The sequence below is a fragment of the Nocardioides aromaticivorans genome, from assembly GCF_013408525.1.
In the GTDB taxonomy this organism is placed as follows: domain Bacteria; phylum Actinomycetota; class Actinomycetes; order Propionibacteriales; family Nocardioidaceae; genus Nocardioides; species Nocardioides aromaticivorans.
In genome coordinates, this window is sequence record NZ_JACBZM010000001.1 from 4100741 (window position 1) to 4127060 (window position 26320).

25 protein-coding genes are annotated in these 26320 nt (G+C 72.1%); 15 read left to right on the forward strand and 10 right to left on the reverse strand.

What is annotated here, in order from left to right; translation table 11 throughout:
- The 5 genes from truB to BJ993_RS19695 are packed head-to-tail and all read left to right on the forward strand — an operon-like array spanning position 1 to position 5048.
- Positions 1-864: a tRNA pseudouridine(55) synthase TruB gene (truB, locus tag BJ993_RS19675; RefSeq protein WP_257026933.1), complete on the forward strand. Its 864-nt coding sequence runs from the start codon at positions 1-3 to the stop codon at positions 862-864.
- Positions 865-902: 38 nt separating this feature from the next.
- Positions 903-1850, forward strand: a complete 948-nt coding sequence (locus BJ993_RS19680; protein WP_036542183.1) for a bifunctional riboflavin kinase/FAD synthetase — start codon at positions 903-905, stop codon at positions 1848-1850.
- Positions 1851-1864: 14 nt separating this feature from the next.
- On the forward strand, positions 1865-2890 hold the full coding sequence (locus BJ993_RS19685) for a hypothetical protein (RefSeq protein WP_179650741.1): 1026 nt from the start codon (positions 1865-1867) through the stop codon (positions 2888-2890).
- Positions 2887-3834 (forward strand): nucleoside hydrolase, encoded by a 948-nt coding sequence (locus BJ993_RS19690; RefSeq protein WP_179650743.1) that lies wholly within the window; start codon positions 2887-2889, stop codon positions 3832-3834. The genes BJ993_RS19685 and BJ993_RS19690 overlap by 4 nt, the downstream gene beginning before the upstream one ends.
- A 32-nt stretch (positions 3835-3866) precedes the next feature.
- The gene (locus BJ993_RS19695) at positions 3867-5048 is read left to right on the forward strand and encodes a molybdopterin-dependent oxidoreductase (protein WP_179650745.1); all 1182 of its coding nucleotides are present in this window, start codon (positions 3867-3869) and stop codon (positions 5046-5048) included.
- Positions 5049-5051: 3 nt separating this feature from the next.
- Here the strand turns inward: BJ993_RS19695 and arfB are convergent, their stop codons facing one another.
- Together arfB and BJ993_RS19705 are read right to left on the reverse strand one after the other, a co-directional pair.
- The gene (gene arfB, locus BJ993_RS19700) at positions 5052-5465 is read right to left on the reverse strand and encodes an alternative ribosome rescue aminoacyl-tRNA hydrolase ArfB (RefSeq protein WP_207011122.1); all 414 of its coding nucleotides are present in this window, start codon (positions 5463-5465) and stop codon (positions 5052-5054) included.
- A 16-nt stretch (positions 5466-5481) separates the two neighbouring features.
- The gene (locus BJ993_RS19705; protein ID WP_308645639.1) at positions 5482-7593 is read right to left on the reverse strand and encodes a molybdopterin-dependent oxidoreductase; all 2112 of its coding nucleotides are present in this window, start codon (positions 7591-7593) and stop codon (positions 5482-5484) included.
- Between the two features lie 176 nt (positions 7594-7769).
- Between BJ993_RS19705 and rpsO the strand changes: the two genes are divergently transcribed.
- From rpsO to BJ993_RS19720, 3 genes are all read left to right on the forward strand, one after another.
- Entirely contained in the window at positions 7770-8045 is a 276-nt protein-coding gene (rpsO, locus tag BJ993_RS19710; protein ID WP_036542197.1) for a 30S ribosomal protein S15, read from the forward strand.
- Positions 8046-8290: 245 nt separating this feature from the next.
- Positions 8291-10522 carry a polyribonucleotide nucleotidyltransferase gene (locus BJ993_RS19715; RefSeq protein ID WP_036542199.1) on the forward strand — a complete coding sequence of 744 codons (2232 nt, stop codon included), beginning with the start codon at positions 8291-8293 and terminating at the stop codon, positions 10520-10522.
- Positions 10519-11886 (forward strand): M16 family metallopeptidase, encoded by a 1368-nt coding sequence (locus tag BJ993_RS19720; protein ID WP_179650749.1) that lies wholly within the window; start codon positions 10519-10521, stop codon positions 11884-11886. Before BJ993_RS19715 ends, BJ993_RS19720 begins: the two co-directional genes overlap by 4 nt.
- Before the next feature lie 73 nt (positions 11887-11959).
- Here the strand turns inward: BJ993_RS19720 and BJ993_RS19725 are convergent, their stop codons facing one another.
- Both BJ993_RS19725 and BJ993_RS19730 read right to left on the reverse strand, forming a co-directional pair.
- Positions 11960-13681, reverse strand: coding sequence for a BCCT family transporter (locus BJ993_RS19725; protein WP_308645640.1), 1722 nt, complete (start codon positions 13679-13681; stop codon positions 11960-11962).
- A gap of 171 nt (positions 13682-13852) precedes the next feature.
- Positions 13853-14368, reverse strand: coding sequence for a class I SAM-dependent methyltransferase (locus BJ993_RS19730; protein ID WP_036542201.1), 516 nt, complete (start codon positions 14366-14368; stop codon positions 13853-13855).
- A 111-nt stretch (positions 14369-14479) separates the two neighbouring features.
- On the opposite strand from BJ993_RS19730, the gene dapB reads away from it, so the two are divergent.
- Positions 14480-15211 carry a 4-hydroxy-tetrahydrodipicolinate reductase gene (gene dapB, locus BJ993_RS19735; protein WP_308645641.1) on the forward strand — a complete coding sequence of 244 codons (732 nt, stop codon included), beginning with the start codon at positions 14480-14482 and terminating at the stop codon, positions 15209-15211.
- 213 nt (positions 15212-15424) lie between these two features.
- On the opposite strand, the gene BJ993_RS19740 is transcribed toward dapB, so the two are convergent.
- Positions 15425-15964 carry a GNAT family N-acetyltransferase gene (locus BJ993_RS19740; RefSeq protein WP_179650753.1) on the reverse strand — a complete coding sequence of 180 codons (540 nt, stop codon included), beginning with the start codon at positions 15962-15964 and terminating at the stop codon, positions 15425-15427.
- Between the two features lie 52 nt (positions 15965-16016).
- Between BJ993_RS19740 and BJ993_RS19745 the strand changes: the two genes are divergently transcribed.
- Positions 16017-17027, forward strand: coding sequence for an aldo/keto reductase family protein (locus tag BJ993_RS19745; RefSeq protein ID WP_036542206.1), 1011 nt, complete (start codon positions 16017-16019; stop codon positions 17025-17027).
- Here BJ993_RS19745 and BJ993_RS19750 read toward each other — a convergent pair whose 3' ends face one another.
- The 5 genes from BJ993_RS19750 to BJ993_RS19770 all read right to left on the reverse strand — a co-directional run bounded on the left by BJ993_RS19750 (position 17028) and on the right by BJ993_RS19770 (position 20797).
- The gene (locus BJ993_RS19750; RefSeq protein WP_308645642.1) at positions 17028-17696 is read right to left on the reverse strand and encodes a hypothetical protein; all 669 of its coding nucleotides are present in this window, start codon (positions 17694-17696) and stop codon (positions 17028-17030) included.
- Between the two features lie 46 nt (positions 17697-17742).
- Positions 17743-18333: a DUF3043 domain-containing protein gene (locus BJ993_RS19755; protein WP_036542208.1), complete on the reverse strand. Its 591-nt coding sequence runs from the start codon at positions 18331-18333 to the stop codon at positions 17743-17745.
- A 2-nt stretch (positions 18334-18335) separates the two neighbouring features.
- Complete coding sequence (locus BJ993_RS19760; protein WP_179650755.1) at positions 18336-18695, reverse strand: zinc ribbon domain-containing protein YjdM; 360 nt, start codon at positions 18693-18695, stop codon at positions 18336-18338.
- Positions 18688-19863 (reverse strand): quinolinate synthase NadA, encoded by a 1176-nt coding sequence (nadA, locus tag BJ993_RS19765; RefSeq protein WP_179650757.1) that lies wholly within the window; start codon positions 19861-19863, stop codon positions 18688-18690. The genes BJ993_RS19760 and nadA overlap by 8 nt, the downstream gene beginning before the upstream one ends.
- A gap of 70 nt (positions 19864-19933) precedes the next feature.
- On the reverse strand, positions 19934-20797 hold the full coding sequence (locus BJ993_RS19770) for a GNAT family N-acetyltransferase (RefSeq protein ID WP_308645643.1): 864 nt from the start codon (positions 20795-20797) through the stop codon (positions 19934-19936).
- A gap of 121 nt (positions 20798-20918) precedes the next feature.
- Here BJ993_RS19770 and BJ993_RS19775 point away from each other — a divergent pair, with 121 nt between their 5' ends.
- The 5 genes from BJ993_RS19775 to erpA all read left to right on the forward strand — a co-directional run bounded on the left by BJ993_RS19775 (position 20919) and on the right by erpA (position 26274).
- Entirely contained in the window at positions 20919-22952 is a 2034-nt protein-coding gene (locus BJ993_RS19775) for a phosphocholine-specific phospholipase C (protein WP_179650759.1), read from the forward strand.
- A 96-nt stretch (positions 22953-23048) separates the two neighbouring features.
- Complete coding sequence (locus tag BJ993_RS19780; protein WP_179650761.1) at positions 23049-24134, forward strand: glycerate kinase family protein; 1086 nt, start codon at positions 23049-23051, stop codon at positions 24132-24134.
- 67 nt (positions 24135-24201) lie between these two features.
- Positions 24202-24672 carry a DUF4334 domain-containing protein gene (locus BJ993_RS19785; RefSeq protein ID WP_218864759.1) on the forward strand — a complete coding sequence of 157 codons (471 nt, stop codon included), beginning with the start codon at positions 24202-24204 and terminating at the stop codon, positions 24670-24672.
- Positions 24669-25787 (forward strand): NAD(P)-dependent alcohol dehydrogenase, encoded by a 1119-nt coding sequence (locus BJ993_RS19790; protein ID WP_179650763.1) that lies wholly within the window; start codon positions 24669-24671, stop codon positions 25785-25787. Before BJ993_RS19785 ends, BJ993_RS19790 begins: the two co-directional genes overlap by 4 nt.
- Before the next feature lie 70 nt (positions 25788-25857).
- A complete protein-coding gene (gene erpA, locus BJ993_RS19795; protein WP_242530602.1) occupies positions 25858-26274 on the forward strand; it encodes an iron-sulfur cluster insertion protein ErpA in 417 nt (138 codons plus the stop codon).
- The last annotated feature ends 46 nt before the right edge of the window (positions 26275-26320 follow it).

Sequence of the window (26320 nt, forward strand, 5' to 3'; positions counted from 1 at the left end):
TTGGCAGAGGTCCCGTCCGGGCTGGTCGTGGTCGACAAGCCCGGTGGCATGACGTCCCACGCGGTCGTGGCTCGCGTCCGTCGTACCCTCGGCACGCGGAAGGTCGGGCACGCCGGCACCCTCGACCCGATGGCGACCGGCGTGCTGGTCCTCGGCGTCGAGCGCGCCACCCGCCTGCTCGGCCACCTGATGCTGACCGAGAAGGCCTACACGGCGACGGTCCGGCTCGGCGCGTCCACGACGACCGACGACGCCGAGGGCGAGGTCACTGCGACGACCGACGCCTCCCACCTGACGGAGGCCCAGGTCCGCGACGCGCTGGGCGCGTTCGCCGGTGAGATCGACCAGGTCCCGTCGACGGTCTCGGCGATCAAGGTCGACGGCAAGCGCGCCTACGCGCTGGCCCGCGCCGGCGAGGAGGTCGAGCTGAAGGCGCGGCGGGTGACGATCCACGAGATCGAGGCCGACGGGTTCCGGGGCGAGGACGGCTTCCTCGACCTGGACATCCGGGTCCGCTGCTCGAGCGGGACCTACATCCGTGCGATCGCGCGCGACCTGGGCGCCGCGCTCGGCGTCGGCGGGCACCTGACCGCGCTGCGCCGTACGGCGGTCGGACCGTTCACCCTCGACGGCGCCAACACCGACCTCGACGACCTCGCCGTCACCCCCCTGGCGGTCGCCGCGCGGGCGTCCTTCCCCGCGCTCGACCTCGACGACGAGCAGGCGCAGGCGGTCCGCTACGGCCGTCCGCTAGCGCTCCCGATCGACGGCCTGACGGGGGTCTTCGCGCCCGGCGGCGAGTTCCTCGCGCTGTACCAGCCGAACGGCGGCAAGGCGAGGCCTGCTGCCGTCTTCGTCGGGTAGTGGCGGCCGGCGAGGGCGGGTGTGGGAGAGTTGCCGCCGTGCGAGTGTGGCGCGACTTCTCCGAGGTGCCGAGCGATCTCGGCCGCACGGTGGTGACGATCGGCAACTTCGACGGCATGCACCTGGGGCACCAGCACGTCGTACGACGTGCGCGCGAGGTGGCCGCCGAGGTCGGCGTCGACCACGTGGTGGCCGTGACCTTCGACCCGCACCCGATCGCGGTGCTGCGGCCCGAGCACGCCCCGCCGACGCTCACGACGATCGAGGAGCGGCTGCGGCTGCTCGGTGAGGCGGGGGTGGACGACGTCCTCGTCATCCCCTTCTCCCGCGACATCGCCGCGTGGACGCCCGCGGAGTTCATCCAGCGGATCCTGCTCGACACCCTGCACGTGCGCGCCGTCGTCGTCGGCGCCAACTTCCGCTTCGGCAACCGCGCCGCGGGTGACTGCAACCTGCTCCGCGAGGCCGGCGCCGCCCACGACTTCGTGCTCGAGGAGGTCAGCCTCGACGGCGGCCCCCAGGTCTGGTCGTCCACCTACGTCCGCACCTGTCTCGCCGCCGGTGACGTCACCGGTGCGGCGGAGGCCCTCGGCCGCCCGTTCACGACCCGCGGCGTCGTCGTCGAGGGCGACAAGCGGGGCCGCGAGCTCGGCTACCCGACCGCCAACGTGCCGGTCCGCCCCGGCGCGGCCGCGCCCGCCGACGGCGTGTACGCCGGCCGGCTGACCGTGCTCGACGGGCCGGACGCCGGTTCGTCGTACCCGGCCGCGATCAGTGTGGGCACCAACCCGACCTTCGCCGGGGAGCGCGAGCGCCGCGTCGAGTCCTACGTGCTCGACCGCACCGACCTGGCCCTCTACGGGCGCGAGGTCGAGGTGGAGTTCGTCGAGCGGCTGCGCGGCATGGTGCGTTTCGACTCGGTTGACGACCTGCTGAAGGCGATGGCCGACGACGTGGCGCGGGCCCGCACGATCCTCGCGGGCTGACAGGGCCGGCGGACATGGCGGACCTGCAGGACGAGGTCGCGGCGGCCGAGCGCTGGTTCGCCGACCACGGGCTGCCCTACTTCGTCGACGACCAGCGCGCGGCGGTCGCCCGCGGCCTCGGCCGGGCCCGGCTCGTGCCGGTGTTCGCGCTGGCGGTCCTCGTCGGCGCCGCAGGGGGAGTCGCGGTCGGTGCCGTGGCCGGTGCGGGGGCCGCGGCCGGCATCGGTGCCGGCATGACCGTCGCCGGCGTGGTCCTCGCGGCCTACGCCGTCGCCACGCTGCGTGCCTGGATCGTCGTGGGCTGGGCGGTGCGGCGCACGCTGCGCTCCTTCGGCCTCGTGCTGCCGCTGGTGACCCGGGCGCTGCCGTTGCTGCTGCTCTTCATCACCTTCCTGTTCATCAACACCGAGGTGTGGCAGGTGGCGGCCAGCCTCGACGGGGGAGTGCTGTGGGTGACCGTGCTCCTCTTCGCCGCGATCGCGGTCGGCTTCCTGCTGACCCGCCTGCCCGAGGAGCTCGACAGCGTCGACGACGAGGTCGAGGCGCAGCAGCTGATCGAGGCCTGCGCCGGGACTCCGCTGGAGCCTGCGGCGCGGGAGATCGCGGCCCGCGTCGAGCGCGTCGGTGCGGTCGATGCCGAAGTGGGTGGGCTGCAGAAGGCCAACCTGGTGCTGGTCCTGCTCGTCGCGCAGGCCGTGCAGGTGCTGCTCCTCGCCCTCGCCGTCTTCGTGTTCTTCATCGTGTTCGGCGTCGTGGCGATGAAGCCGGACGTGCTCGAGCTCTGGCTCACGCATCCGGTGCACCCGCTGCGAGGCCCGCTCGGTGACGCCTTCGGGCAGACCCTGAGCCTGGAGCTGTTGCGGGTCTCCACCTTCCTCGCCGCCTTCAGTGGCCTCTACTTCACCGTGTACGCCGTCACCGACGAGCTCTACCGCAAGCAGTTCTTCTCCGTGGTGATCCGCGAGCTCGAGCGCGCCGTGAGCGCCCGGGTCGCCTACCGCTACATGCGCGACGCGCAGCGGGACCCGGACGCGGCATGACCCGGCTCCCGGTGGTGCTCGACTGCGACACCGGGAGCGACGACGCCGTCGCGATCCTGCTCGCGGCGCTGCACCCGGGCCTGGACCTGCTCGGGGTGACCACGGTGTGGGGCAACCACGACGTGCGGCACACGACCGACAACACCCTGCGGGTGCTGGACCTGGTCGGCCGGGGTGCGGTCGGCGTCCACCCGGGGCGCAACGAGCCGGTCCGGCCGCGGATCGAGGACCTGCCCAGTGGGCGGTCGGACCTGCCCTCGAGCCTCGACCTGCCCGCGCCCGTGTCGGCCGCGGGTGGCGAGGCCGTCGAGTGGCTGGTCACGACGCTGCGTGGCGCCGCCGACCCGGTCGCGCTGGTCGCGACCGGCCCGTTGACGAACGTCGCCGCGGCTCTGGCCGCCGACCGGTCGATCACCGGAGCGATCGGCCGGCTGGTCGTGCTCGGCGGGACGCACCGGCAGCCCGGCGTGACGCCCTACGCCGACCGCAACGTCTGGTGCGACCCGGAGGCCGCCGCCGACGTCCTGGCGGCGCCGTTCCGCGACGTGCTGATGGTGACGATGGACGCGACCTTCTCGGCTCCGCTCACGGGTGCCGACGCCGGCCGCCTCCGGTCCGTCGGCACCCCCGCCGCCCGGGCCGCCGCGGACCTCGTCGAGACGCGGATCGACTGGTACCGGAGGGACCGGGCGATGGCTGCGCTGCCGGCGGCGCCGCTCCACGACCCGCTCGCGGTCGCGGCCCTGGTCGCACCGGAGATCCTCACCACGGTGCGCGCCTCGGTGGAGGTCGAGCGCACCGATCCCGAGCGGTACGGCGCCACGCGGTTCAGCGCCGAGCCGGACGAGCGCCGAGGTCGGCTCTCCGTGGCGGTCCGCGCGGACCACGACAGGTACGTCGCCCTGCTCTGCGACACCTTCGGTCCTTCAGCACGAGTGACTTAAATGTAGTAAGTCGATGGTGTTAATCTGCTGGCATGGTGGACACCTCGCTGCGACGTCGCTCGGTCCTCGGACTCCCGCTCGCCGGCCTCGCGGTCGCCGGCACGACCCAGGTGCTCGGCGCGGCCCCGCGGGCGTACGCAGGTGCCCCGGCCATCCAGAAGCCGCTCCCGCCGGAGTGGTTCATCGACTACGGGACCAACGCCGAGACCCGCTGGGACTCCGTGGGCCCGCACCGCTACGCCACGCCCCAGTCGCGGCTGTTCGTGCGCAACCACACGCGCACCCCGCAGATCGACGCGGCGTCGTACCGGCTGCGGGTGTTCGGCGACGGCCTGACCGACCCGGCCGGGGTCACCCTCGGCCTCGCCCAGCTCCAGCGGCGGTTCCGCACGGTCGAGGTCACCTCCGTGCACGAGTGCACCGGCAACGGTCGCAGCTTCTTCGACGTCCAGCAGGGCACGAAGGCGTCCGGCACGCAGTGGACGCTCGGCGCGGTCGGCACGGTCACCTGGCAGGGCGTCCGGCTGCGCGACGTGCTGCGGTGGGCGGGCCTGCGCAGCGACGCGGTCTCGGTCCAGGGCTCCGGGCTCGACGACGAGTACGTCGACAAGGGCGAGAACCTCGGTCGGGTACGACGCCCGTTCCCGATCGCCAAGGCGCTCGACGACGCGCTGCTGGCGTGGGGCGCCAACGGCGAGCCGCTGCTGCCCGACCACGGCTACCCGCTGCGCCTGGTCCTGCCCGGCTGGGTGGGCATCGCCAGCATCAAGTGGCTCGGCGAGCTGCAGGTCTCGACGTCGGAGCTGACCTCGCCCTGGAACACCCGCTGGTACAACATCGGCGGTCCGCTGGGCGTCAACCCGGTGCGCTCGGCCTGGGAGCTCCCGCGCGACGCGCAGGTGCCGGCCGGCCGCACGACCGTCCTGACCGGCCGCTCGTGGTCGGGCGCCGCCCCGATCGCCCGCGTCGACGTGAGCACCGACGGTGGCGCGACCTGGCAGCCGGCCCGGCTGCGGCCGGCCCCGGGACCGCGGACCGAGGGGCACGGCTGGACCCGCTGGGCGCACACCTGGCACGCCCCCGAGCCCGGGCGGCACGAGCTGCTGGCGCGCGCCACGGACCTGCACGGCCGCACCCAGCCCGACGTCGCGACGTTCAACCCCAACGGCTACTTCTTCGACGCGGTGGTCCGCCACCCCGTCACGGTCGCCTGACCCTCACTCGTCGACGCGCCCACGCAGCTGCTTGGTCTGGCCACGCTGGCGCTTGGCCTCGAGCCGGCGCTCCTTCGACCCACGGGTCGGCTTCGTCGCCCGCCGCGGCGGGGGTGGGGGAGCCAGCAGCTCGCGGACCCGGCCGGCGAGCCGCTCACGGGCCGCGCTGCGGTTGCGGTGCTGTGAGCGGTGCTCGTGCGCGACGACGACGAGCGGCACGTCGGTGCGCCCGAGGATCCGTGCCCGCTGGCGCTCGTCGAGAGCGGCGGACCCGGTCGGGTCCCACGCCAGCTCGACGCGCGAGTCGGTGGTGTTGACCGACTGCCCGCCGGGGCCGGGGGAGCGGGAGAAGCGCTCCACCAGCTCGCTGTCCGGGATGACGAGGCCGTCGGGCAGCCCGGGGCCGGGCGGGACGATCAGGTCCACGACCGCCCTAGGAGACCGTGACCGGTACGCCGGACAGGGCGGCGTTGCCCGAGACGTCCATCCGCTCCGGGTCGGTCAGGTCGTTGATGGACACGCCGGCGACCCCCGTCGCGATCCCCAGCCGGACGCCGTCGCGCTGGTGGCCGTAGCCGTGGGGGAGGGACACCACGCCGGGCATCATGTCCTCGGTCGCCTTCACCTCGACCTCGACCTTGCCGACCCGCGACGTCACGGTCACCACCGCGCCGTCGGCCAGGCCGCGGGCGTCGAGGTCGGCCGGGTGCATCAGCAGGTGGTGGCGCGGCCTGCCCTTGGTCAGCCGGTCGGTGTTGTGCATCCACGAGTTGCAGTCGCGCTGGTGGCGGCGCCCGATCAGCAGCAGCTCCTCGCCGGTCGGCAGCTCCTGCGCCCGCAGGCGCGTGAGGTCACCGGCGACCAGGTCCGGCAGCGCCTTGATCCGCTTGTCCTTCGTGAACAGCCGCCCCGGCAGCTGGCCGCCGCGGAGCGGGCCGATGTCGACGCCCTCGGGGTGCTTGCGGAGCTGGCTGATCGTCACCCCGGACCTCCCGGTGCGCAGCAGCATGCCGATCATCAGGGTCGGGCTGAGCCGCAGGCGTGCCTCCGTCATCAGGCGACGCTTGAGCGGTGCCTTGCGCTCCAGCCGGCGCGCGACGCGGGTGTACAGGTCGCGGAAGATCTCCCAGTCGTGGCGCTGGTCGCGTCCCTTCGGGAACACCGCCGGCGTGAACCGCGCGGTGTCGCGCACGGCCAGCACGTGGAACGGCAGGTCGTAGTGGTCGCGCTCCAGCAGCGTCGTCGGCGGCAGGATCACGTCGGCGTGCCGGGTCGTCTCGTTGAGGTAGATGTCGATCGCGGCGCAGAAGTCGAGGCCCTCGAGCGCCTTGTCGAGCGCCGCGCCGTCCGGCGTCGACAGCACCGGGTTGCCGGCGATGGTCAGCAGCGCCCGCACCTGGCCCTCGCCGGGGGTCTCGATCTCCTCGCGCAGCACGGACACCGGCAGCTCGCCGCCGAACTCCGGCGCCTGGCGCACCCGCGACCGGAACCGGTCGTAGTGCCCCCGTCCGAGCAGGCCGCGCCCGACGGCGTCGATCGCCGGCGACGTCAGCATCGCGCCGCCGACCCGGTCGGTGTTGCCCGTGACCAGGTTGAGCAGCTGCACGGCCCACTGGCAGACCAGGCCGAACTCCTGGGTCGAGACCCCCATCCGGCCGTACGCCGCCGCCCCGTCGGCGGCCGCGAGCTCCCGCGCGATCCGCACGATGACCTCCGCGGGCACGCCGCTCGCGCGCTCGGCCGCCTCAGGGGTGAAGTCGGCGACCGCCTCGGCGACGGCGTCCAGCCCGTCGACGTACGACGCCGGGCTGGTCAGGCCCTCGGCGAAGAGCGTGTTCAGCATCGCCAGCAGCACCCAGGCGTCGGTGCCGGGCCGGACGAAGTGGTGCTCGTCGGCGACCCGGGCGGTCTCGGTGCGGCGCGGGTCGAAGACGACCATCCGGCCCCCGCGCGCCTGCAGCTCGCGCAGGCGGCCCGGGAAGTCGGGGACGGTCATCAGGGAGCCGTTGGACGCCATCGGGTTGGCGCCGAAGACGAGGAAGTAGCTGGTCCGGTCGATGTCCGGCACCGGCAGCAGCAGCTGGTGGCCGTAGAGCAGGTTGCCGATCAGCTGGTGGGGGAGCTGGTCGACCGACGTGGCGCTGTACTTGTTGCGGGTGCGGAACGACTGGGCGACGGCGATGCCGTGCGTCAGTGCCCCGAGGCTGTGCGCGTTGGGGTTGCCGAGGTAGAGGGCGAAGGCGTCGTCGCCGTGCTCGTTGATGGTCCGCGCGATCCCGTCGGCCACCAGGTCGAGCGCCTCGCCCCACCCGATCTCCTCCCAGCGCGCGTCGGCGCCGCGACCGATCCGCCGCACCGGGCGGCGCAGCCGGTCGGGGTCGGCGTGGATGTCGCCGATCGCCACGCCCTTGGGGCAGATGTGCCCGCGCGAGAGCGGGTCGTCGGGGTTGCCCCGGACGCCGGTCACCCGGCCGCTCTCGATGGTCAGGAGGAGACCGCAGGTCGCCTCGCACAGGTTGCACACGCCGATGTGTTGCTCAGCCACGCCCGCATCGTCACACGTCTGCCCAGGCGACGCCATGACCCCGGCGGTCAAGGATTCGGCTCCCGACCCGGCCCGTTGATAGTCTTCTGCGGTTGCCGTCAGGACGGCCGCGGACAAAGAGAGCTCCAGGAACTCAGGCTGGGGCGCCGCGCAACGAGCGAACCAGGAGATTACCCATGGCAGTCGGTACCGACGCTGAGACCAAGAAGAAGATCATCGCGGAGTACGCCACGACCGAGGGCGACACCGGTTCGCCGGAGGTGCAGATCGCGCTGCTGAGCCACCGCATCAGCCACCTGACCGAGCACCTGAAGCAGCACAAGCACGACCACCACAGCCGTCGTGGCCTGCTGCTCCTCGTCGGCCAGCGCCGTCGTCTCCTCAACTACCTGAAGAAGACCGAGATCGAGCGCTACCGCTCCATTGTCGAGCGCCTCGGCCTGCGTCGCTGATTTCCGCCGCCCGGCGGAGCGTCTCCGGCGTTGCGGGCCCTCGACGGCCCGCTCCGCTTGAAGGCCGCCTTCGGGCCCGCGCCTTGGAGCCGCACACGCCGGGCGACGGAAATGAACATCGAACGGGCGAGCCCTCCGGGGCTCGCCCGTTCTGCTTTTCCACCGCCGGTCGATAAGGTGGCCGGTGGCAATCAATCCATTCCCGCGGGGCAGCGCGTCCCGCACCGTACGAACAAGAGAAAACATTGACTGAACCCGTCATCTCCGAGGTCGAGACCGTTCTCGACAACGGCAAGTTCGGCACCCGGACCATCAAGTTCGAGACGGGCGTCCTCGCCCGCCAGGCCGCCGGTTCGGTGAGCGCCTACCTCGACGGCGACACCATGCTGCTGTCGGCCACGACCGCCGGCAAGCACCCGAAGGACCACTTCGACTTCTTCCCGCTGACCATCGACGTCGAGGAGCGGATGTACGCCGCGGGTCGCATCCCCGGCTCGTTCTTCCGCTCCGAGGGCCGCCCGGGCGAGGACGCGATCCTCGCCTGCCGCCTCATCGACCGTCCGCTGCGCCCGACCTTCAAGAAGGGCCTGCGCAACGAGGTCCAGGTCGTCATCACCGTGATGGCGCTCAACCCGGACACCCCCTACGACGTGCTCGCGATCAACGCCGCGTCGCTCTCGACCCAGCTCTCCGGCCTGCCGTTCAGCGGCCCGGTCGGCGCCACCCGCGTCGCCCTCATCGAGGGCCAGTGGGTCGCGTTCCCGACCCACAGCCAGCTGGAGAAGGCCGTCTTCGACATGGTCGTCGCCGGCCGGGTCACCGAGACCGGTGACGTCGCCATCATGATGGTCGAGGCCGAGGCCACCGAGGAGACCATCGAGCTGGTCCGCGGCGGCGCCCAGGCGCCGACCGAGGAGGTCGTCGCCGGCGGTCTCGAGGCCGCCAAGCCGTTCATCAAGCAGCTGGTCGAGGCCCAGGTCGAGCTCGCCAACGTGGCCGCCAAGCCGGTCCAGGAGTTCCCGATCTTCCTCGACTACGAGGACGACGTCTACGCCGCCGTCGAGGCTGCCGTGAAGGCCGACCTCACCTCCGCGATGAGCATCGGCGACAAGCAGGAGCGCGAGGCGCGCACCGACGAGCTCAAGGCCGAGGTGCTCGACAAGCTCGCCGGCGACTTCGAGGGTCGCGAGAAGGAGATCGGCGCGGCCTTCCGCTCGGTCAACAAGCAGGTCGTGCGCGAGCGCATCCTGCGCGACAAGGTCCGCATCGACGGCCGCGGCCTCGCCGACATCCGTCCGCTGCACGCCGAGGTCGACGTGATCCCGCGGGTCCACGGCTCGGCGCTGTTCGAGCGCGGTGAGACCCAGATCCTGGGCGTCACCACCCTCGACATGCTCAAGATGGAGCAGCAGCTCGACACGCTGTCGCCGGAGACCCACCGGCGCTACATGCACAAGTACATCTTCCCGCCGTTCTCCACCGGTGAGACCGGTCGCGTCGGCTCGCCGAAGCGCCGCGAGGTCGGTCACGGTGCGCTCGCCCGCCGCGCGCTCCTGCCGGTGCTCCCGAACCGCGAGGAGTTCCCGTACGCCATCCGCCAGCTCTCCGAGGCCATGGGCTCCAACGGCTCCACCTCGATGGGCTCGGTCTGCGCCTCGACCCTGTCGCTGCTGCAGGCCGGTGTGCCGCTGAAGGCCCCGGTGGCCGGTATCGCCATGGGCCTGGTGTCCGGCGAGATCGACGGCAAGACCGAGTACGTCGCGCTGACCGACATCCTCGGCGCCGAGGACGCCTTCGGCGACATGGACTTCAAGGTCGCCGGCACCAAGGAGTTCGTCACCGCGCTCCAGCTCGACACCAAGCTCGACGGCATCCCGGCCGAGGTCCTGGCTGCGGCCCTGACCCAGGCCCGCGACGCCCGCCTGGCGATCCTCGAGGTCATGGCCGAGGCCATCGACGCTCCCGAGGAGATGTCGATCCACGCGCCGCGGATCATCACCGTCAAGGTGCCCGTGGACAAGATCGGTGAGGTCATCGGGCCCAAGGGCAAGGTGATCAACCAGATCCAGGACGACACCGGCGCGAGCGTGTCCATCGAGGACGACGGCACGGTCTACATCGGTGCGACCAACGGCGAGGCGGCCGAGGCCGCCCGGGCCGCGATCAACGCGATCGCGAACCCGACCATGCCGGAGGTCGGCGAGCGCTACCTCGGCACGGTCGTCAAGACGACCAACTTCGGTGCGTTCATCGCGCTGATGCCGGGCAAGGACGGCCTGCTGCACATCAGCAAGCTGCGCGGCCTCGCCGGTGGCAAGCGCGTCGAGAACGTCGAGGACGTCGTCTCGGTCGGCCAGAAGCTCCAGGTCGAGATCGCCGAGATCGACGACCGCGGCAAGCTGTCGCTGATCCCGGTCGTCGAGGACGCCGAGGGCGCCGACGCCGAGTCCGGCTCGGAGGAGTCCGAGGACGCGTGAGCAACGCTCTCAAGTCGACGGCCGGTCAGCAGCACGCTGACCGGCCGTCGGCCGTTTCCCGTACCTCCACCAAGACGCTCGAGACGGTCCGTGACGAGGCCGGCCAGGTGACCTCCGTCGTACGACGTACGCAGCTCGCCTCGGGCCTGCGGATCGTGACCGAGCAGATGGCCGGCGCCCGCTCGTCGTCGATCGGCGTCTGGGTCGGTGTCGGCTCGCGTGACGAGACCGTCACGACCCACGGTGCGTCGCACTTCCTCGAGCACCTGCTGTTCAAGGGCACCGACGAGCGCTCGGCGCTGGACATCTCGATCGCCCTCGACGCGGTCGGCGGTGAGTTCAACGCCTTCACCTCGAAGGAGTACACCTGCTTCCACGCGCGGGTGCTCTCCGACGACCTCCCGCTCGCCGTCGACGTGCTCGGCGACATGGTCACCGGCTCCACGTTCACCGACCACGACGTCGAGGCGGAGCGGACCGTCATCCTCGACGAGATCGCGATGCACGACGACGACCCCGACGACGTGGTCCAGAACCTCCTCGCGGAGCTGGCGTGGGGCGCCGGCACCCCGCTCGGACGCCCGATCGCGGGCACGGACGCGTCGATCGAGGCGATGACGCCGGCACAGATCCGACGCTTCTACAAGAAGCACTACGTGCCGGCCAACACGGTGATCTCGATCGCGGGCGCCGTCGACCACGGCGCCGCCGTGAAGGCCGTCCGCAAGGCGTTCTCGCGCCACGGGTGGCTCGACGGCGACGCCGCACCGGCCGCGTCCCGGGTCGCGGCCACGAAGCGCCGCCCGCGGGCCGGCGCCGGCGAGGCGGAGGTCAGCCGCCCGTTCGAGCAGGTCAACCTGGTCATCGGCCGCGAGGGCGTCACCCGTGACGACGACCGTCGCTACGCGCTCGGCGTCCTCAACACCGCCCTCGGCGGCGGCACGTCGAGCCGGCTCTTCCAGGAGGTCCGCGAGCACCGCGGCCTGGCCTACTCGATCTACTCCTTCGCCAGCCAGTACGCCGACTCCGGCATCGTCGGGGTCGCCGTGGGGTGCCTGCCCGACCGCACCGACGAGGTGCTGGCCGTCGTACGCGAGCAGCTCGACACCATCGCGGCCGAGGGCATCACGGCCGACGAGCTCGCCCGGGGCAAGGGCCAGCTCGTCGGCGGCATGATCCTCGGTCTCGAGGACTCCGGCTCGCGGATGATGCGGCTCGGCAAGAACGAGCTGGTCCACGGCGAGGTGCTCGGCATCGACGAGGTGATCGAGCGGATCGAGGCGGTCACCCTCGACGACGTCCGCGCCGTCGCGGCCGACGTCTTCGGGCGACCCGAGCTGCTCGCCGTGGTCGGCCCGGCCTGACTGGACGGTTCAACTACCGAATTTGTCGTGATCAGGCCGATCGGGCGACAAATTCGGTAGTTGAACCGCGACCTCAGCTCTCGGACTCGGGCTCGGTTGGCTCGATCGACAGCACGAAGTCGTCGCCGTGCTCGGTGACGCCGGCGATGACGGCCTGCTCGACCGCCTCCTCGCCGTACCTGCGCCGGACCACGAGCGGGTCCTGGCGCAGGTCGCGGACGAGCGCGGCGGCGAGTCCGATCATGATCACGACGAACGGCAGGGCGGCCACGATCGTGATGGTCTGCAGGCCGGTCAGGGCGTCCTCGCCGCCGGCCAGCAGCATGACCGCCGCCACGGCGCCGGTCGCCACGCCCCAGAAGACCACGACGGACCGTCGCGGCTCGGTGGTGCCGCGCTCCGACAGGCTGCCCATCACGATCGAGGCGGCGTCGGCGCCGGACACGAAGAAGATGGCGACGAGCAGCATGACCACCACGGTGGCGACCGTGGCCAGGGGCAGGGCGTCGAGCGTGCCGAAGAGCTGCGCCTCGAGGCCGCCGGCGTTCGCGATGTCGGTGCCGTCGCGCTGGAGGTCGATGGCGGTGCCACCGAGGATGCAGAACCAGAGGACGCTGACGACGCTGGGCACGAGCAGTACGCCGGTGACGAACTGGCGGATCGTCCGCCCGCGCGAGATGCGGGCGATGAACATGCCCACGAACGGCGTCCAGGACAGCCACCACGCCCAGTAGAAGACGGTCCAGCTGCCGAGCCACTCCTCGGTCGCGGGCCCCTCGGCGCCGGTGCGGGCGGCCATCATCGCGAGGTCCTGCGCGTAGCTGCCGAGCGAGGTCGGCACCAGGTTGAGGATGAACACGGTCGGGCCGACCACGAACAGGAAGGCCGCGAGCACCATGTTGATGTTCGAGAGCCACTGGATGCCCTTCGCGACGCCGGAGACGGCGGAGAGGACGAAGGCGACGGTGAGCACGGTGATGATGACGACGAGCGCGCCGTTGCCCAGCGGGCCGACGTCGCCGACGATCTCGAGCCCGCTGCTGATCTGCAGCGCGCCCAGGCCGAGCGAAGTCGCGGAGCCGAACAGCGTCGCGAAGATCGCGAACATGTCGATGACCTTGCCGGCGCCGCCGGACGCGCGCTCGCCGAGCAGCGGGGCGAAGGCGGCCGAGATCAGCTGGACGCGCCCCTTGCGGTAGACGCCGTACGCGATGGCGAGGCCGACGACGGCGTAGATCGCCCACGGGTGCAGGGTCCAGTGGAACATGGTCGTCGCCATGGCGGTCTGCGCAGCGGTGTCCTCACCGCCCGTGCCGGGCGGGGGAGTGACGAAGTGCGACAGCGGCTCGCTGACGCCGTAGAACATCAGGCCGATGCCCATGCCCGCGCTGAACATCATCGCGATCCACGACGAGGTGCGGAACTCCGGCTCCTCGTCGTCGCGGCCGAGCGGGATGGCGCCGTACTTGCTCATCGCCAGCCAGACCACGAACACCACGAACCCGCTGGACGTCAGCACGAACAGCCACCCGGTGTTGGTCATCACCCAGTCCAGCGCGCGCCCGGAGGCCGTCGCGAGCGACGAGGTGCTGACGAGCCCCCACACGACGAACGCGATGCCCACGGCTGCCGCGCAGCCGAACACGACGGGGTCGAGCCCGCGTCGCGAGGGCTCCTCGGTGTCGACGGCGTGGTCCAGTGCCGGGTGCGGTACGACGTCCGCGGCCGGGGTGCTGAGCGCGCCGGCCAGCTCGGAGGCAGTGGTCTGCGGGATCTTGCTCGGGGTCTGGGTCACGTCTCTCCAGGGTGTCGCCGGTCAGGACGAGCACGCGCGCCGAGGCGGTGAGAGAGGACCGAGAGGTGAAGTCAGGCCAGCCCCGAGACGGGCATGCTGCCCCAGCACGTTAACAAGAGCTCACCCTGTCGTGTCGAATCGGTGGACCGCGGGTGAGCGGCCGCGGAAGGGTCAGCGGCGGCCGATGATGCCGATGACGGGAGGCATCTTGGAGTCGACGATGTAGACCCGGAAGCCGCCGTCGCGCAACTGCGCGGAGGTCTTCGCAAGGATGTCGGGCACCTGCTCGGGCCGGCTGGTGTCGAAGAACAGGTTGACCGAGCCGCCGGGCATCAGGCGCTCGTGGAGGAGGGCGATCTCCTCGGTTGCGTCGCGGACCCAGAACAGGTTGACGTCGAACGCGAACACCTTGGTGAGCCGCTTGACCGGCACCCGCAGGGTGGCCAGGTCGATCTGGCGCACGGTCAGCCGGCCGGCCTCGATGTGCGCCGCACAGCGCTGCTTCGTGCGGTCGACGCCCGCCTCCGACCGGTCGATGGCGAACATCTTGCCCTTGCCCTCGAGGCGCCGGCAGATGAGGTCGGCGGCCGCGCCACTTCCGCAGCCGATCTCCAGCACGTGGTCGTTGGGCTGGACGTCCATGAAGTCCACCGCCCACCGGATCCGGGCCGGGATCTTGTTCACCATGGGGGCCAGCCTGCCAGAACGGCGCGCCGGGTGACGCACTACCTTGGTCCCGTGAGCACTCGTGTCGCGGAGAACGCTGGACCTGAAAGCACCGGGAGGCTCCGTGTCGGAGTGCTCGGAGCACGCGGGAAGGTCGGCGCCGAGGTCGTCCGGGCCGTCGAGAATGCCGACGACATGGACTTCAGCGCGGGCGTCGACCAGGGCGACGCCGTGGCTGCGCTGGTCGACAGCGGCACGCAGGTGGTCGTGGACTTCACCCACCCCGACGTGGTCATGGACAACCTCCGCTTCTGCATCGAGAACGGCATCCACGCCGTCGTCGGCACGACCGGCTTCGACGAGGACCGGCTCGAGACCCTGCGTAGCTGGCTCGCCGACAGCCCGGGCACGGGCGTCCTGATCGCCCCGAACTTCTCCATCGGCGCGATCCTGATGATGCGCTTCTCCGCGATCGCCGCCCCCTTCTTCGAGTCGGTCGAGGTCGTCGAGCTGCACCACCCGACGAAGGCGGACGCGCCCAGCGGCACCGCCGGCCGCACGGCCGAGCTGATCGCCGCGGCCCGCCGCGAGGCCGGCAGCGCGCCCATCCCGGACGCCACCAGCACCGGCCTCGAGGGCGCCCGTGGTGCCGACGTCGACGGCGTCCGCGTCCACAGCGTGCGGGTCCGCGGCCTCGTGGCCCACCAGGAGGTCATCCTGGGTGGGCTGGGGGAGACCCTCACCATCCGCCACGACTCGCTCGACCGGGTGTCCTTCACCCCCGGGGTGCTGACCGGCGTACGCAAGATCGGCGCGTTCCCCGGCCTCACCGTCGGCCTGGAGCACTTCCTCGACCTGGGCTGACCCGTCCCGCCCGCGAAGTGTGACGGTCTCTCCGCCGAAGTGTGAGGGTTTCTCCGCCGAGGTGTGCATGTTTCTCCCTCGAGGTGTGTGACCTACTCCGGCGAGGTGGCGGAACTGTCGTCACAGGACGGAGAAGCTGTCACGCCTCGATGGAGAAAGTGGCCCACTTCGGCGGAGAAGGTCTCACACTTCGCGGGTCAGAGGCGCCGGTCGTCAGGCCAGCGCGGTGTGCAGGCGGACCTGCTTGACCGCGGTCCCGTCCTCGTCGGCCAGCTCCCGGCTCGCCCCGTCGGGCTCCCACCCGGCGCTCGTCAGGAAGGCGCGTACGACGTCGTCGGCCGCGTCGACCCAGCACACCGCGCGCGTGAACCGGTCGGCGACCAGCGTGTCGACGCAGGCCTGCAGCAGCCGGGAGCCGTGACCGGCTCGGGTCCCGTCCGGGTCGACGGTGAACTCGCCGATCTCGCCGTCCGCGGACGGGTCCGCGTCGGGGTCGGCGTTCGGGCCGGTGAGGGCGAAGCCGACGACGCGGTCGTGGACGAGCGCGACCAGCGCCCGCTGCCGGGCCTGCGGCGGTCGCGCGAGCGTGCCGCGCCAGGCCTCGGCCAGGTCGTCCACCCCGATGCCCTGCGCCGCGAGCCGCGCGGCCAGCCTGCCGTCGTACCGCTGCTGCCAGGAGCGGAGCTGGACGCCGGCGATCCCGGGGGCGTCGGCCGGCCACCCGACCCGGACGGAGACATCAGCAGCAACCACGCGGCCAGTCTGTCAGTGCGCAGGTGTGGACCCACCGCCTAGGGTCGGGAGCATGGAGATTCGCAACCTCGGCGCGAGCGGCCTGAGGATCTCGGCCATCGCCTACGGCAACTGGCTCACCCACGGGTCGCAGGTCGAGGAGGACGCCGCCCTGGCGTGCGTCCGGCAGGCCCTCGACGAGGGGATCACCACCTTCGACACAGCCGACGTCTACGCCAACACCGCCGCGGAGACGGTCCTCGGCAAGGCACTGGCGGGCGAGCGGCGGGAGGGGCTGGAGATCTTCACCAAGGTCTTCTGGCCCACCGGTCCGGGCGGGCACAACGACCACGGGCTCTCGCGCAAGCACATCCTCGAGTCCATCAACGGCTCGCTGCGCCGGCTCGGCACCGACTACGTCGACCTCTACCAGGCGCACCGCTACGACCACGAGACGCCGCTCGAGGAGACGATGCTCGCCTTCGCCGACGTCGTGCGCGCCGGCAAGGCCCTGTACATCGGGGTCTCGGAGTGGCGGGCCGAGGAGATCCGGGCCGCCGCCGAGCTCGCCCGCGAGCTGCGGGTGCCGCTCGTGTCCAACCAGCCGCAGTACTCCATGCTCTGGCGGACGATCGAGGCCGAGGTGGTCCCGGCGTCCCGTGAGCTCGGCATCGGCCAGATCGTCTGGTCCCCGATCGCCCAGGGCGTGCTGACGGGCAAGTACCTCCCCGGGCAGCCGCCGCCGGCCGGCTCCCGTGCGACCGACCTCAACGGCGGCGCCGACAACGTCGGCCGGTGGCTCAGGGACGACGTGCTCGAGCGGGTCCAGCAGCTGCGCCCGATCGCGGACGCCGCCGGGCTCACGCTGGCCCAGCTCGCCGTCGCCTGGGTGCTGCAGAACGACAACGTGTCGGCGGCCATCATCGGCGCGAGCCGGCCCGAGCAGGTCACCGAGAACGTCAAGGCCGCCGGGGTGACGCTCGACATCCAGACGTTGACCGCGATCGACCGGGTCCTCGACGGCGTGGTGACGACGGACCCGTCCCTCACCCGGTCGCCGCGGCGCTCCGAGGTGCTGGGCTGATCAGGTCCCGAGCAGGAAGCAGTAGCGGCTGGTCGGGACCAGGTCGAGCCCGTCGGCGGCACCGAAGCGCGCGCAGCTGTCCATCAGCTCGGTGAACCGTCGCTGCAGCTCGGCATCGTCGCCGCCGCTGCCGTAGAACGCGTGCTGGTCGCCCAGGGCGGCCATCGGGAAGAGCTCCTCGACGATCCCCGCGACGTCGTGCCCGCCCGGCGTCAGGACCTCGAGCACCGGGTTCTGGACGTAGCCGAAGGTGCCCTGGGTGTCGATGGCCACCCGGGTGTGCCGGTCGAGCCAGTCGCTGCGCCACGCCGCGTGGTCCATCGCCTCGGGCCGGCGCAGGAACGCGTAGTTGGCCAGGGCGTCGGCGCGCTCGCCGTCGGCGACCGCGGGCGGCACGAGCGGCTCGCGCTCCTCCACCAGCCAGGCGTCGGCCGTCCCGTCCAGGTCGTGTACGACGCCCAGCGCGTCCCCCACGGACGCGGAGGTCCACACGGCGACGACCGCGGTGATCGGCGTCCCCGGCCCGAACCGCATCGCCGGGGCGACCGCCTCGTCGTCGACGTTGACCTGGAGCCGCGTCGCGCCCGCGGCAGCGAGCGCGTCCCGGAACGGGGCGTCCAGCAGGCGGGGAGCGGCGGCGGGATCGTGGAGGGCGGCGATCAGCTTCACGCCGCCCAACCTACCCAGAACGCGTTCTAGTTCTGGCTGGTTCTGGCTAGTTCCGGTCGTAGTCCTCGGGCAGGGCCTGCCCGATCTTGACCCGGGCCTTGGGCAGCCGCATGAACTTCATCTGCATCGACCGGGTCAGGGCGTAGTAGGTGGTGCCCTTGAGCGACTCGTCGGGGAACCGCGTCCGGAGCTCACGGCGGATCCGGAAGCGCAGCACGAACATGTCGGTCACCACGAAGAGCACGGTGGCGAGCAGGACCAGGCTGCTGGCCTGCATCAGCGCGGAGTTGCCGGTGTAGCCGAGCAGCAGGCCGACGATCATCAGCGGGATGACCATCTCGACGATCGAGAAGCGGCGGTCGACGTAGTCGCGGATGAACCGGCGGACCCGGCCCTTGTCGCGCGGGAGGAAGTACCTCTCGTCGCCGCTCTTCATGCCCTGGCGGATCTTGCGGCTCTCCTCGGCGCGGAACTCGCGCTGCTTGCGCGAGGCCTCCCGCTTGTCGCGCGGGGCGCGGGCGCGCGCCTTCGCGGCGGCCTCGGCCTCCTTGCGGGTCGGCGTGGGCCGGCCCTTGCCGCCCGGCTTGGCGGGGGTGGCCGTCTCCTCGACGGCGGGGGACTTGGTGCGCTTGAACACGCTCAGGCCTTCCTGACCACGCTGGACTTGAGTTGCATCGGCCCGAAGCCGTCGACCTTGCAGTCGATGTCGTGGTCGCCCACGCCGCTGACGAGGCGGATGCTGCGGACCTTCGTGCCGGACTTGATCGGCTTCGGCGCGCCCTTCACTGGCAGGTCCTTGACGACGATGACGTCGTCGCCGTCGGCCAGGGGGTTGCCGTTGGCGTCGCGGACGACGCCGGCGGCGGCCTCGGCGTCAGCCGCAGCCGCGGCCTCGGCGGGCGACCACTCGTGGGCGCACTCGGGGCAGACCATCAGGTCGCCCATCTCGTAGGTGTACTCGCTGGAGCACTCCGGGCAGGCGGGAAGGGTGTCAGTCACGGTGGGTCTTCCCGGGCAGGTCGAGCATGCGCTGCAGGGCGACGAGGGCCTCGGCCTCGGTCTGCGGGTCGACCTCGATCTGGTTGACCAGGTTGCCCTCGGCGAGGTTCTCCAGGGCCCACACGAGGTGCGGCAGGTCGATCCGGTTCATCGTCGAGCAGTAGCAGACGTTGCGGTCCAGGAACATGATGTTCTTATCCGGGTGGGCGTTCTTGAGGCGCTGCACGAGGTTGAGCTCGGTGCCGATGGCCCAGCTGGAGCCGGCCGGCGCCTCCTCGACCGTCTTGATGATGAACTCGGTCGAGCCGACCAGGTCTGCCTTCAGCACGACCTCGTGCTGGCACTCGGGGTGGACGAGGACGTTGAGGTCCGACACCTTCGCGCGCAGCTCGTCGATGACGTCCGCGGAGAAGCGGCCGTGCACCGAGCAGTGGCCCTTCCACAGGATGATCCGGGCCTTGGCGAGCTCCTCGGGGCTGACCCCGCCGTCGGGCTTGTGGGGATTCCACACGACGCACTCGTCGAGGGAGTAGCCGAGCTTGAGCACGGCGGTGTTGCGGCCGAGGTGCTGGTCGGGCAGGAACAGGACCTTGGTGTCCTCGCCCTTCTGCTGGAACGCCCAGTCGAGGGCCACCTCGGCGTTGGACGACGTGCACACGACGCCGCCGTTGCGGCCACAGAACGCCTTGATCGCGGCGCTGGAGTTCATGTACGTCACGGGTACGACGACGTCCTGGACCCCGGCGGCCGCGAGCGCCTCCCACGCCTTCTCGACCTGCGCGATGCGGGCCATGTCGGCCATCGAGCAGCCGGCGGCCAGGTCGGGCAGGACGACCTTCTGGTCGGGCCCGGTCAGGATGTCCGCGGACTCGGCCATGAAGTGCACGCCGCAGAACACGATGAACTCCGCGTCCGGGCGGGCCGCGGCGTCGCGGGCCAGCTTGAAGGAGTCGCCGGTGACGTCGGCGAACTGGATGACCTCGTCGCGCTGGTAGTGGTGACCGAGCACGAACAGCCGGTCGCCGAGCTTCTCCCTGGCGGCCCAGGCTCGGGCGACCAGGTCCGGGTCGGAGGCCGGCGGCAGGTCGCCGGGGCACTCGACACCCCGCTCCGAGAGCGGGTCGGAGCCACGGCCGAGCGGCAGCAGCGGGAGGTCAACGGTGGTCATGGCCCCATCCTAGTTTGGGGCGGGGGAGTCCCCGTGATCGCCGTCCGTTCGCGGTCGGCCGCGCGAGCGGCTACAGCAGCGCCCCGTCGTGCAGGTACGGCGCCGGGGGCGCCATGCCGCGCACACCGAGGTAGCCGCGGGTGCCGAGCTCGAGCCGGGCGGCGAGGCCCACGTCGACCGCCCAGGCGTTGGCCGCCGTGACGTGGGCGGCCTGGAACGACTCCCCGGAGCGGGCCAGGCACTCCCACAGGAGCCGGCGCGCGGTCTGCTCGTCACGCGCGGCCAGCACCGCCAGGCGGCTCTCGCTGGCGTACGCGTAGCCGCTGTGGTCGTCGGCGACCAGCAGCGTGCCGTCCGCGGCGAGTGCGGTGTGGTCGGGGCCGTGCGGTCCGCCGCGCAGCGTGCGGTCCAGGTCGTCCATCCAGCCGAGGTCGTCCCCGCTGCCCTCGCGCAGCCCGGTGACGACGGGCAGGGCGCGCCGGTCGACGGTCCCGGTGAGGCGCAGCTGGGGGTGCAGCGCGAAGCCGGCCGCGTGGTAGCGACGCGCAGCCAGCGGGTCGGCCGACGCGGACAGCATCGCCCGCGGGCAGCCGTCGGCGTGCCGCTGGGCGGCATCGAGCAGGCGCGCCCCGATGCCTCCGCCCTGCAGGCCGGGTCGCACGGCGAAGGTCACCAGGCACCAGACCCGCTCGCGCCTGATGCTGGTGACGATGCCGACCACCGTCCCGGCGTCCTCGGCGACCCAGCAGCCGCGACCGTCCGTGGCCACGAGGCGCTCGGTGCGGGCGATCCAGGCCTCCGAGCGACTCGGCGGGCGGCGAACCGGCTCGGGCTCGGCGGCCGCGCGCAGCCGCACGTCGAGTGCGTGGAAGGCGTCGGCGCTGATCTCCTCGGCAGCGGGCACGTCGGCGGGCGTCATCGGTCGGACCAGCACGTTCCCGACCCTAGTGATTCATGCGCCGGACGCCTCGTCCTCCTCCGGGGTTCCGTCGGCGCTGCCAGCGTGGGCCGACGCCCCGGTCCCGGGAGCGGACCCTCCTCGGAAAGGTGCCGTCATGGCAGAGTTCGACCGCCGTCGCTTCCTCCAGATCACCGGAGCGTCCTCGCTCGCCGGCCTCACTGCGAGCCTGCTGGGCAGCGTCGAGCGGGCCGCGGCCGTGGCGCCCGCGCGTCGTACCGGCACGATCCGCGACATCGAGCACGTCGTCGTGCTCATGCAGGAGAACCGCTCGTTCGACCACTACCTCGGTGCCCTGCGCGGGGTGCGCGGGTTCGGCGACCCGCACCCCGTCCAGCTGCCGTCCGGCAAGTCCGTGTGGCACCAGCCGAAGGGCGGCGGCGCGGGCGACCTGCTGCCCTTCCACCCGGACGTCGACGACCTCGGCGGCGCCTACCTGCAGGGTCTGCCGCACTCGTGGCCCGACGGCCAGCGGGCGGTCAACTCCGGGCACTACGACCAGTGGGTGCCGGCCAAGGGCGCGGCGACGATGGCCTACCTCGAGCGCCAGGACGCGCTCTTCCACTACGCCCTGGCCGACGCGTTCACGGTCTGCGACGCCTACCACTGCTCGTTCATCGGCAACACCGACCCGAACCGCTACTACCTGTGGACCGGCTGGACCGGCAACGACGGCAGGGGTGGCGGCCCGGTCCTCTACAACGACGAGGTCGGCTACGACTGGACGACCTACCCCGAGCGCCTCGAGGAGGCGGGGGTGTCGTGGAAGGTCTACCAGGACGAGGGCACCGGCCTCGACGCCGCCGGCTCCTGGGGCTGGACCTCGGACCCGTTCATCGGCAACTACGGCGACACCTCGCTGCTGTACTTCAACAGCTTCCGCAACGCCCGGCCCGGCGACGCCCTCCACGAGAAGGCCCGGGTCGGCACCCGCAACCGTGACGGCGAGGACTACTTCGCCCGCCTCGCCGCCGACGTCGCCGCCGACCGGCTGCCGCAGGTGTCGTGGATCTCGGCGCCCGAGGCGTTCTCGGAGCACTCGAACTGGCCGACCAACTTCGGCGCCTGGTACATCTCGAGGGTCCTCGACACCCTCACCTCCAACCCCGAGGTGTGGGCGAGGACCGCCCTGTTCATCACGTACGACGAGAACGACGGCTTCTTCGACCACCTGGTCCCGCCGCTGGCGAGCGGACCGTCCGTCCCCGGCGCGTCGACGGTCTCGACGGAGAACGAGCACTACGCCGGCGGCGACCCGCGGGCGAACCCCGGCCCCTACGGCATGGGTCCCCGCGTCCCGATGTTCGTCGTCTCCCCGTGGAGCACCGGGGGCTGGGTGTGCTCGGAGACCTTCGACCACACGTCCGTGCTGCGCTTCCTCGAGGAGCGCTTCGGCGTCCGCGAGCCGCAGATCACGCCCTGGCGTCGTACCGTGGCCGGCGACCTGACGTCCGCCTTCGACTTCTCCCGCCGGCAGACGGCCGTGCCGTCGCTGCCGTCGACGGCCGCGATGGCACCGACGGACCGCAGGCGTCACGCGACCTACTTCCCGGCCACCCCGGCGACCGGCACGATGCCGACGCAGGAGCCGGGGACCCGGCCCGCCCGGCCGATCGGCTACTCGCTCGACGTCGTCGAGAAGGGGTCCGCGCCGCTGCGGCTGCAGGTCGTCAACGACGGGGCGCTCGGCGTCCACCTGCAGGCCCGGCTGCTCCAGCCCACCGGTGTGCCGCACAGCTACACGGTGGAGGCGGGCAAGCGGCTCGACGTCGACCTGCCGGTCACGGGCGGCTACGACGTCCACCTGCACGGCCCCAACGGCTTCTTCCGCCGCTACGCCGGTGACACCGCCGCCGAGCGCGTGCTGGTCGCCCTCGAGCCGCTGGCGCGCGGGGCGGGCGTCGGTCCGGGCAAGGTGCGCCTGGTCGTCGAGGGCGATGCCGACGTGGTCGCCACGGACGCCTACGCCGGCGAGCTCAGGCTCCGCGGCGGCCGCGCCGAGATCGACACCCGCGACTCGGGCGGCTGGTACGACGTCACGGTCACCATCCCCGGGACGTCCTTCGTGCGCACCCTCGCCGGCCACCTCGAGTCGGGACGTCCGAGCACCAGCGACCCGCAGCTCGGCTGAGCCGGGGCTCGGCTGAGCCGGGGCTCGGCCGGCCCGGAGCCGGCGCCCGCGTGGCGGTCCCGGCACCCGGGCCGGGTTCTCCGACATGATGGCGCCATGCGCGTGCTCGTGGCCCCCGACAAGTTCGCGGGCACCCTCACCGCGGTCGAGGCCGCGGAGGCGATCGCCGCGGGCTGGCGCCGTCAGGCGCCGGACGACGAGGTCGTGCTCGCGCCGATGTCCGACGGTGGACCGGGCTTCGTCGACGTCCTCCACGCGAGCCTGGGCGGCGAGCTGCTGGCCGTGGTCGCCGAGGCGCCGCAGGGCCACGAGGTGCCCGCGACCATCCTCATGGTCGGCGACACGGCGTACGTCGAGAGCGCCCAGGCCTGCGGCGTCCACCTGACCGGCGGCAAGCTGGGCGAGTTCGGTACGACGGTCGGCGTGGGCCGGCTGCTGCTGGAGGCCGTCAACGCCGGCGCGACCCGGGTGGTCGTCGGCCTCGGCGGCTCCGGCACCAACGACGGGGGAGCCGGCCTGCTCGCGGCGCTCGGCGCCGACGCCGACGTGTCCCTCGACGTCGGCGGCATCTTCCTCGACGGCGTCACCACGGCCGACCTGAGCATCGCGCGCGGCATGGTCGACGGGATCGAGATCATCGCCGCGACCGACGTCGACAACCCGCTCACCGGCCTGTTCGGTGCCAGCAAGACCTTCGGCGCGCAGAAGGGCCTCGACGAGGAGATGCAGGTCCTGATGGACGGCTTCCTCGAGCAGTGGGCCGCGGCGACCGACCGGCGCCTCGCCCTCGAGCCGGGCGCGGGGGCTGCCGGTGGCGTCGGCTTCGCGCTGCTGCTCCTCGGCGGGCACCGGGTCTCCGGGATCGGGCTCGTTGCGGACGCCGTCGGTCTCGCCGCGCGGGCCCGCGAGGCGGACCTGGTGATCACCGGCGAGGGGGCGTTCGACTTCAGCAGCCGGGCCGGCAAGGTGCCGGCCGGGGTCGCCGCGGTCGCCGCGGAGGCGCTGCGGCCCTGTGTCGCGCTCGCCGGACAGGTCCTCGTCGGGTCGCGGGAGATGCGAGCCCTGGGCATGGATGCGGCGTACTCGCTGGTCGATGCGGTGGGGGAGGAGCGGGCCTTCCGTGACCCCGAGGGGGCGCTGACCGAGCTCGCGGCGCGGGTCGCCCGGACCTGGTCCGGCTGAGCTCACTTCCGCCTCACTTCTGCCCGGACCCGTGTCCCGAGACTGGAACATGTTCTAGATTGGCGGCGTGAGCGACATCAGGCAGCGCTTCGACGCGCTGCGGCAGGCCGACCCCGCCGATCCCGCCGAGCTCGACGCCCTCTGGGCCGACCTGGCGACCGCGGAGGTCGAGGAGATCCTCGGGCCGTGGCGGGGTGGCGACTTCGCCACCGGCCACGTCGCGAGCGCCGTCCTCGAGAAGGTGCGCTGGCACGGGAAGCGGTTCGACAGCCCGCTGGCGGCCGTGCCGCTCGTGTGCCGCGCCGACGACGGCCGGCTGTACTCCAACAAGGAGGCCGGCGGTGGTGGTGAGGCCTCGCTGTGGCCGGTCGGCTTCCGGGGCGAGGTCACCGCGACCATGGTCTACGACCGGCTGCCCGTCCTCGACCACTTCAAGAAGGTCGACGACGACACCCTGATGGGGATCATGAACGGCAAGCTCGAGGCGGCCTTCGGCGTGAAGGACCTCTACTACTTCTGGCTGGAGCGTGACTCGTGAGGACCACTGCCTATCTCGTCGAGGAGCCCGGCGGCGACTTCGTGCTCGCCGAGGTCGAGCTCGAGGAGCCCCGTGACGACGAGGTCCTGGTGCGGGTCGTCGCGACCGGCCTGTGCCACACCGACCTCACCGTGCCGACCATGCTTCCCCAGGAGATGCTGCCGACGGTCGTCGGCCACGAGGGCACCGGTGTCGTCGAGAAGGTCGGCGCCGCGGTGAGCGGCATCGAGGTCGGGGACCACGTCGTGATGAGCTTCCGGTCCTGCCGGGCGTGCGGCCCGTGCACCGCCGGCGACGTCGGCTACTGCGAGCAGTCGCTGCTGCTCAACTACATGGGCATGCGGGCCGACGGCTCCACGACCATGAGGCGCGCGTCGGCCGACGGCGACGGCCAGACCGTCTTCGGCAACTTCTTCGGCCAGTCCAGCTTCGCCCGCCACGCGATCGCGTACGCCGACAACTGCGTCGTCGTCGACAAGCGGCTCGACCTGACCCGGCTGGCCCCGTTCGCCTGCGGCTTCCAGACCGGCGCCGGCACCGTCCTCAACGTGCTCGACCCGAAGCCGGACGAGCCGATCGTGGTCTTCGGCGCCGGGGCGGTCGGGCTCGCCGCCGTCGCGGTGGCCCGGGGGCTGGGCGTGGAGACGGTCGTCGTCGTCGACCCGGTCGCCTCCCGGCGTGCCGTCGCCGAGGAGTACGGCGCCACGGCCCTCGACCCGACCGAGGCGGACGCCGCCCCGGTGGAGGAGCGGGTCAAGGCGCTGACCGGCGGAGGTGCGGCGTACGCGATCGACACGACGGCCATCGCCTCGGTCGTCCTGCAGGCGCAGCGGGCCCTGCGCTCGCGCGGCCTGCTCGTCGCCCTGGGCCTCGGGGCGCCGGAGTACACCATCGACGCGATCGACCTGCTGCAGTCGGGCAAGGTGGTCCGCTCGTCCATCGAGGGGGAGGCGGACCCGCTGGTGACGATCCCGCAGCTGATCGGGCTGCGCGAGGCCGGCAGGTTCGACGTCGACCACCTCGTCACGACGTACCCCTTCGAGAAGATCGCCGACGCCGTCGCCGACTCGAGGTCCGGCAGCGTGGTCAAGCCCGTTCTCGTCTGGGGGGAATAACCACGTCTGTGCGACCATTGGGTAGTCGAACACCCAATCGACCCCAGAACTGACACACCCTGGAGTGAGCATGAGTGACAGCTGCTGCGGAGGCGGCCACAGCCACGAGGCCCCCGGCGCGACCACGACGGTCGCGGCGCCGGTCGACTTCGAGCGCCGTGAGGACCAGATCAACCTGAGCCCGGTGGCGGCCACCAAGGTCAAGAGCCTGCTCGAGCAGGAGGGTCGCGACGACCTCTCGCTGCGGATCTCGGTGCAGCCCGGCGGCTGCTCGGGTCTGCGCTACCAGCTCTTCTTCGACGAGCGCACCCTCGACGGTGACGTCGTCACCGACTTCGACGGCGTGGGCGTCGTCGTCGACCGGATGAGCGTCCCCTACCTCAACGGGGCCGTGATCGACTTCGTCGACACCATCGAGAAGCAGGGCTTCACGATCGACAACCCGAACGCCACGGGTTCGTGCGCCTGCGGCGACTCGTTCCACTGAGCCACGCCAACGCGAAAGCCCCCGCCCCGGTTCGTCCGGGGGCGGG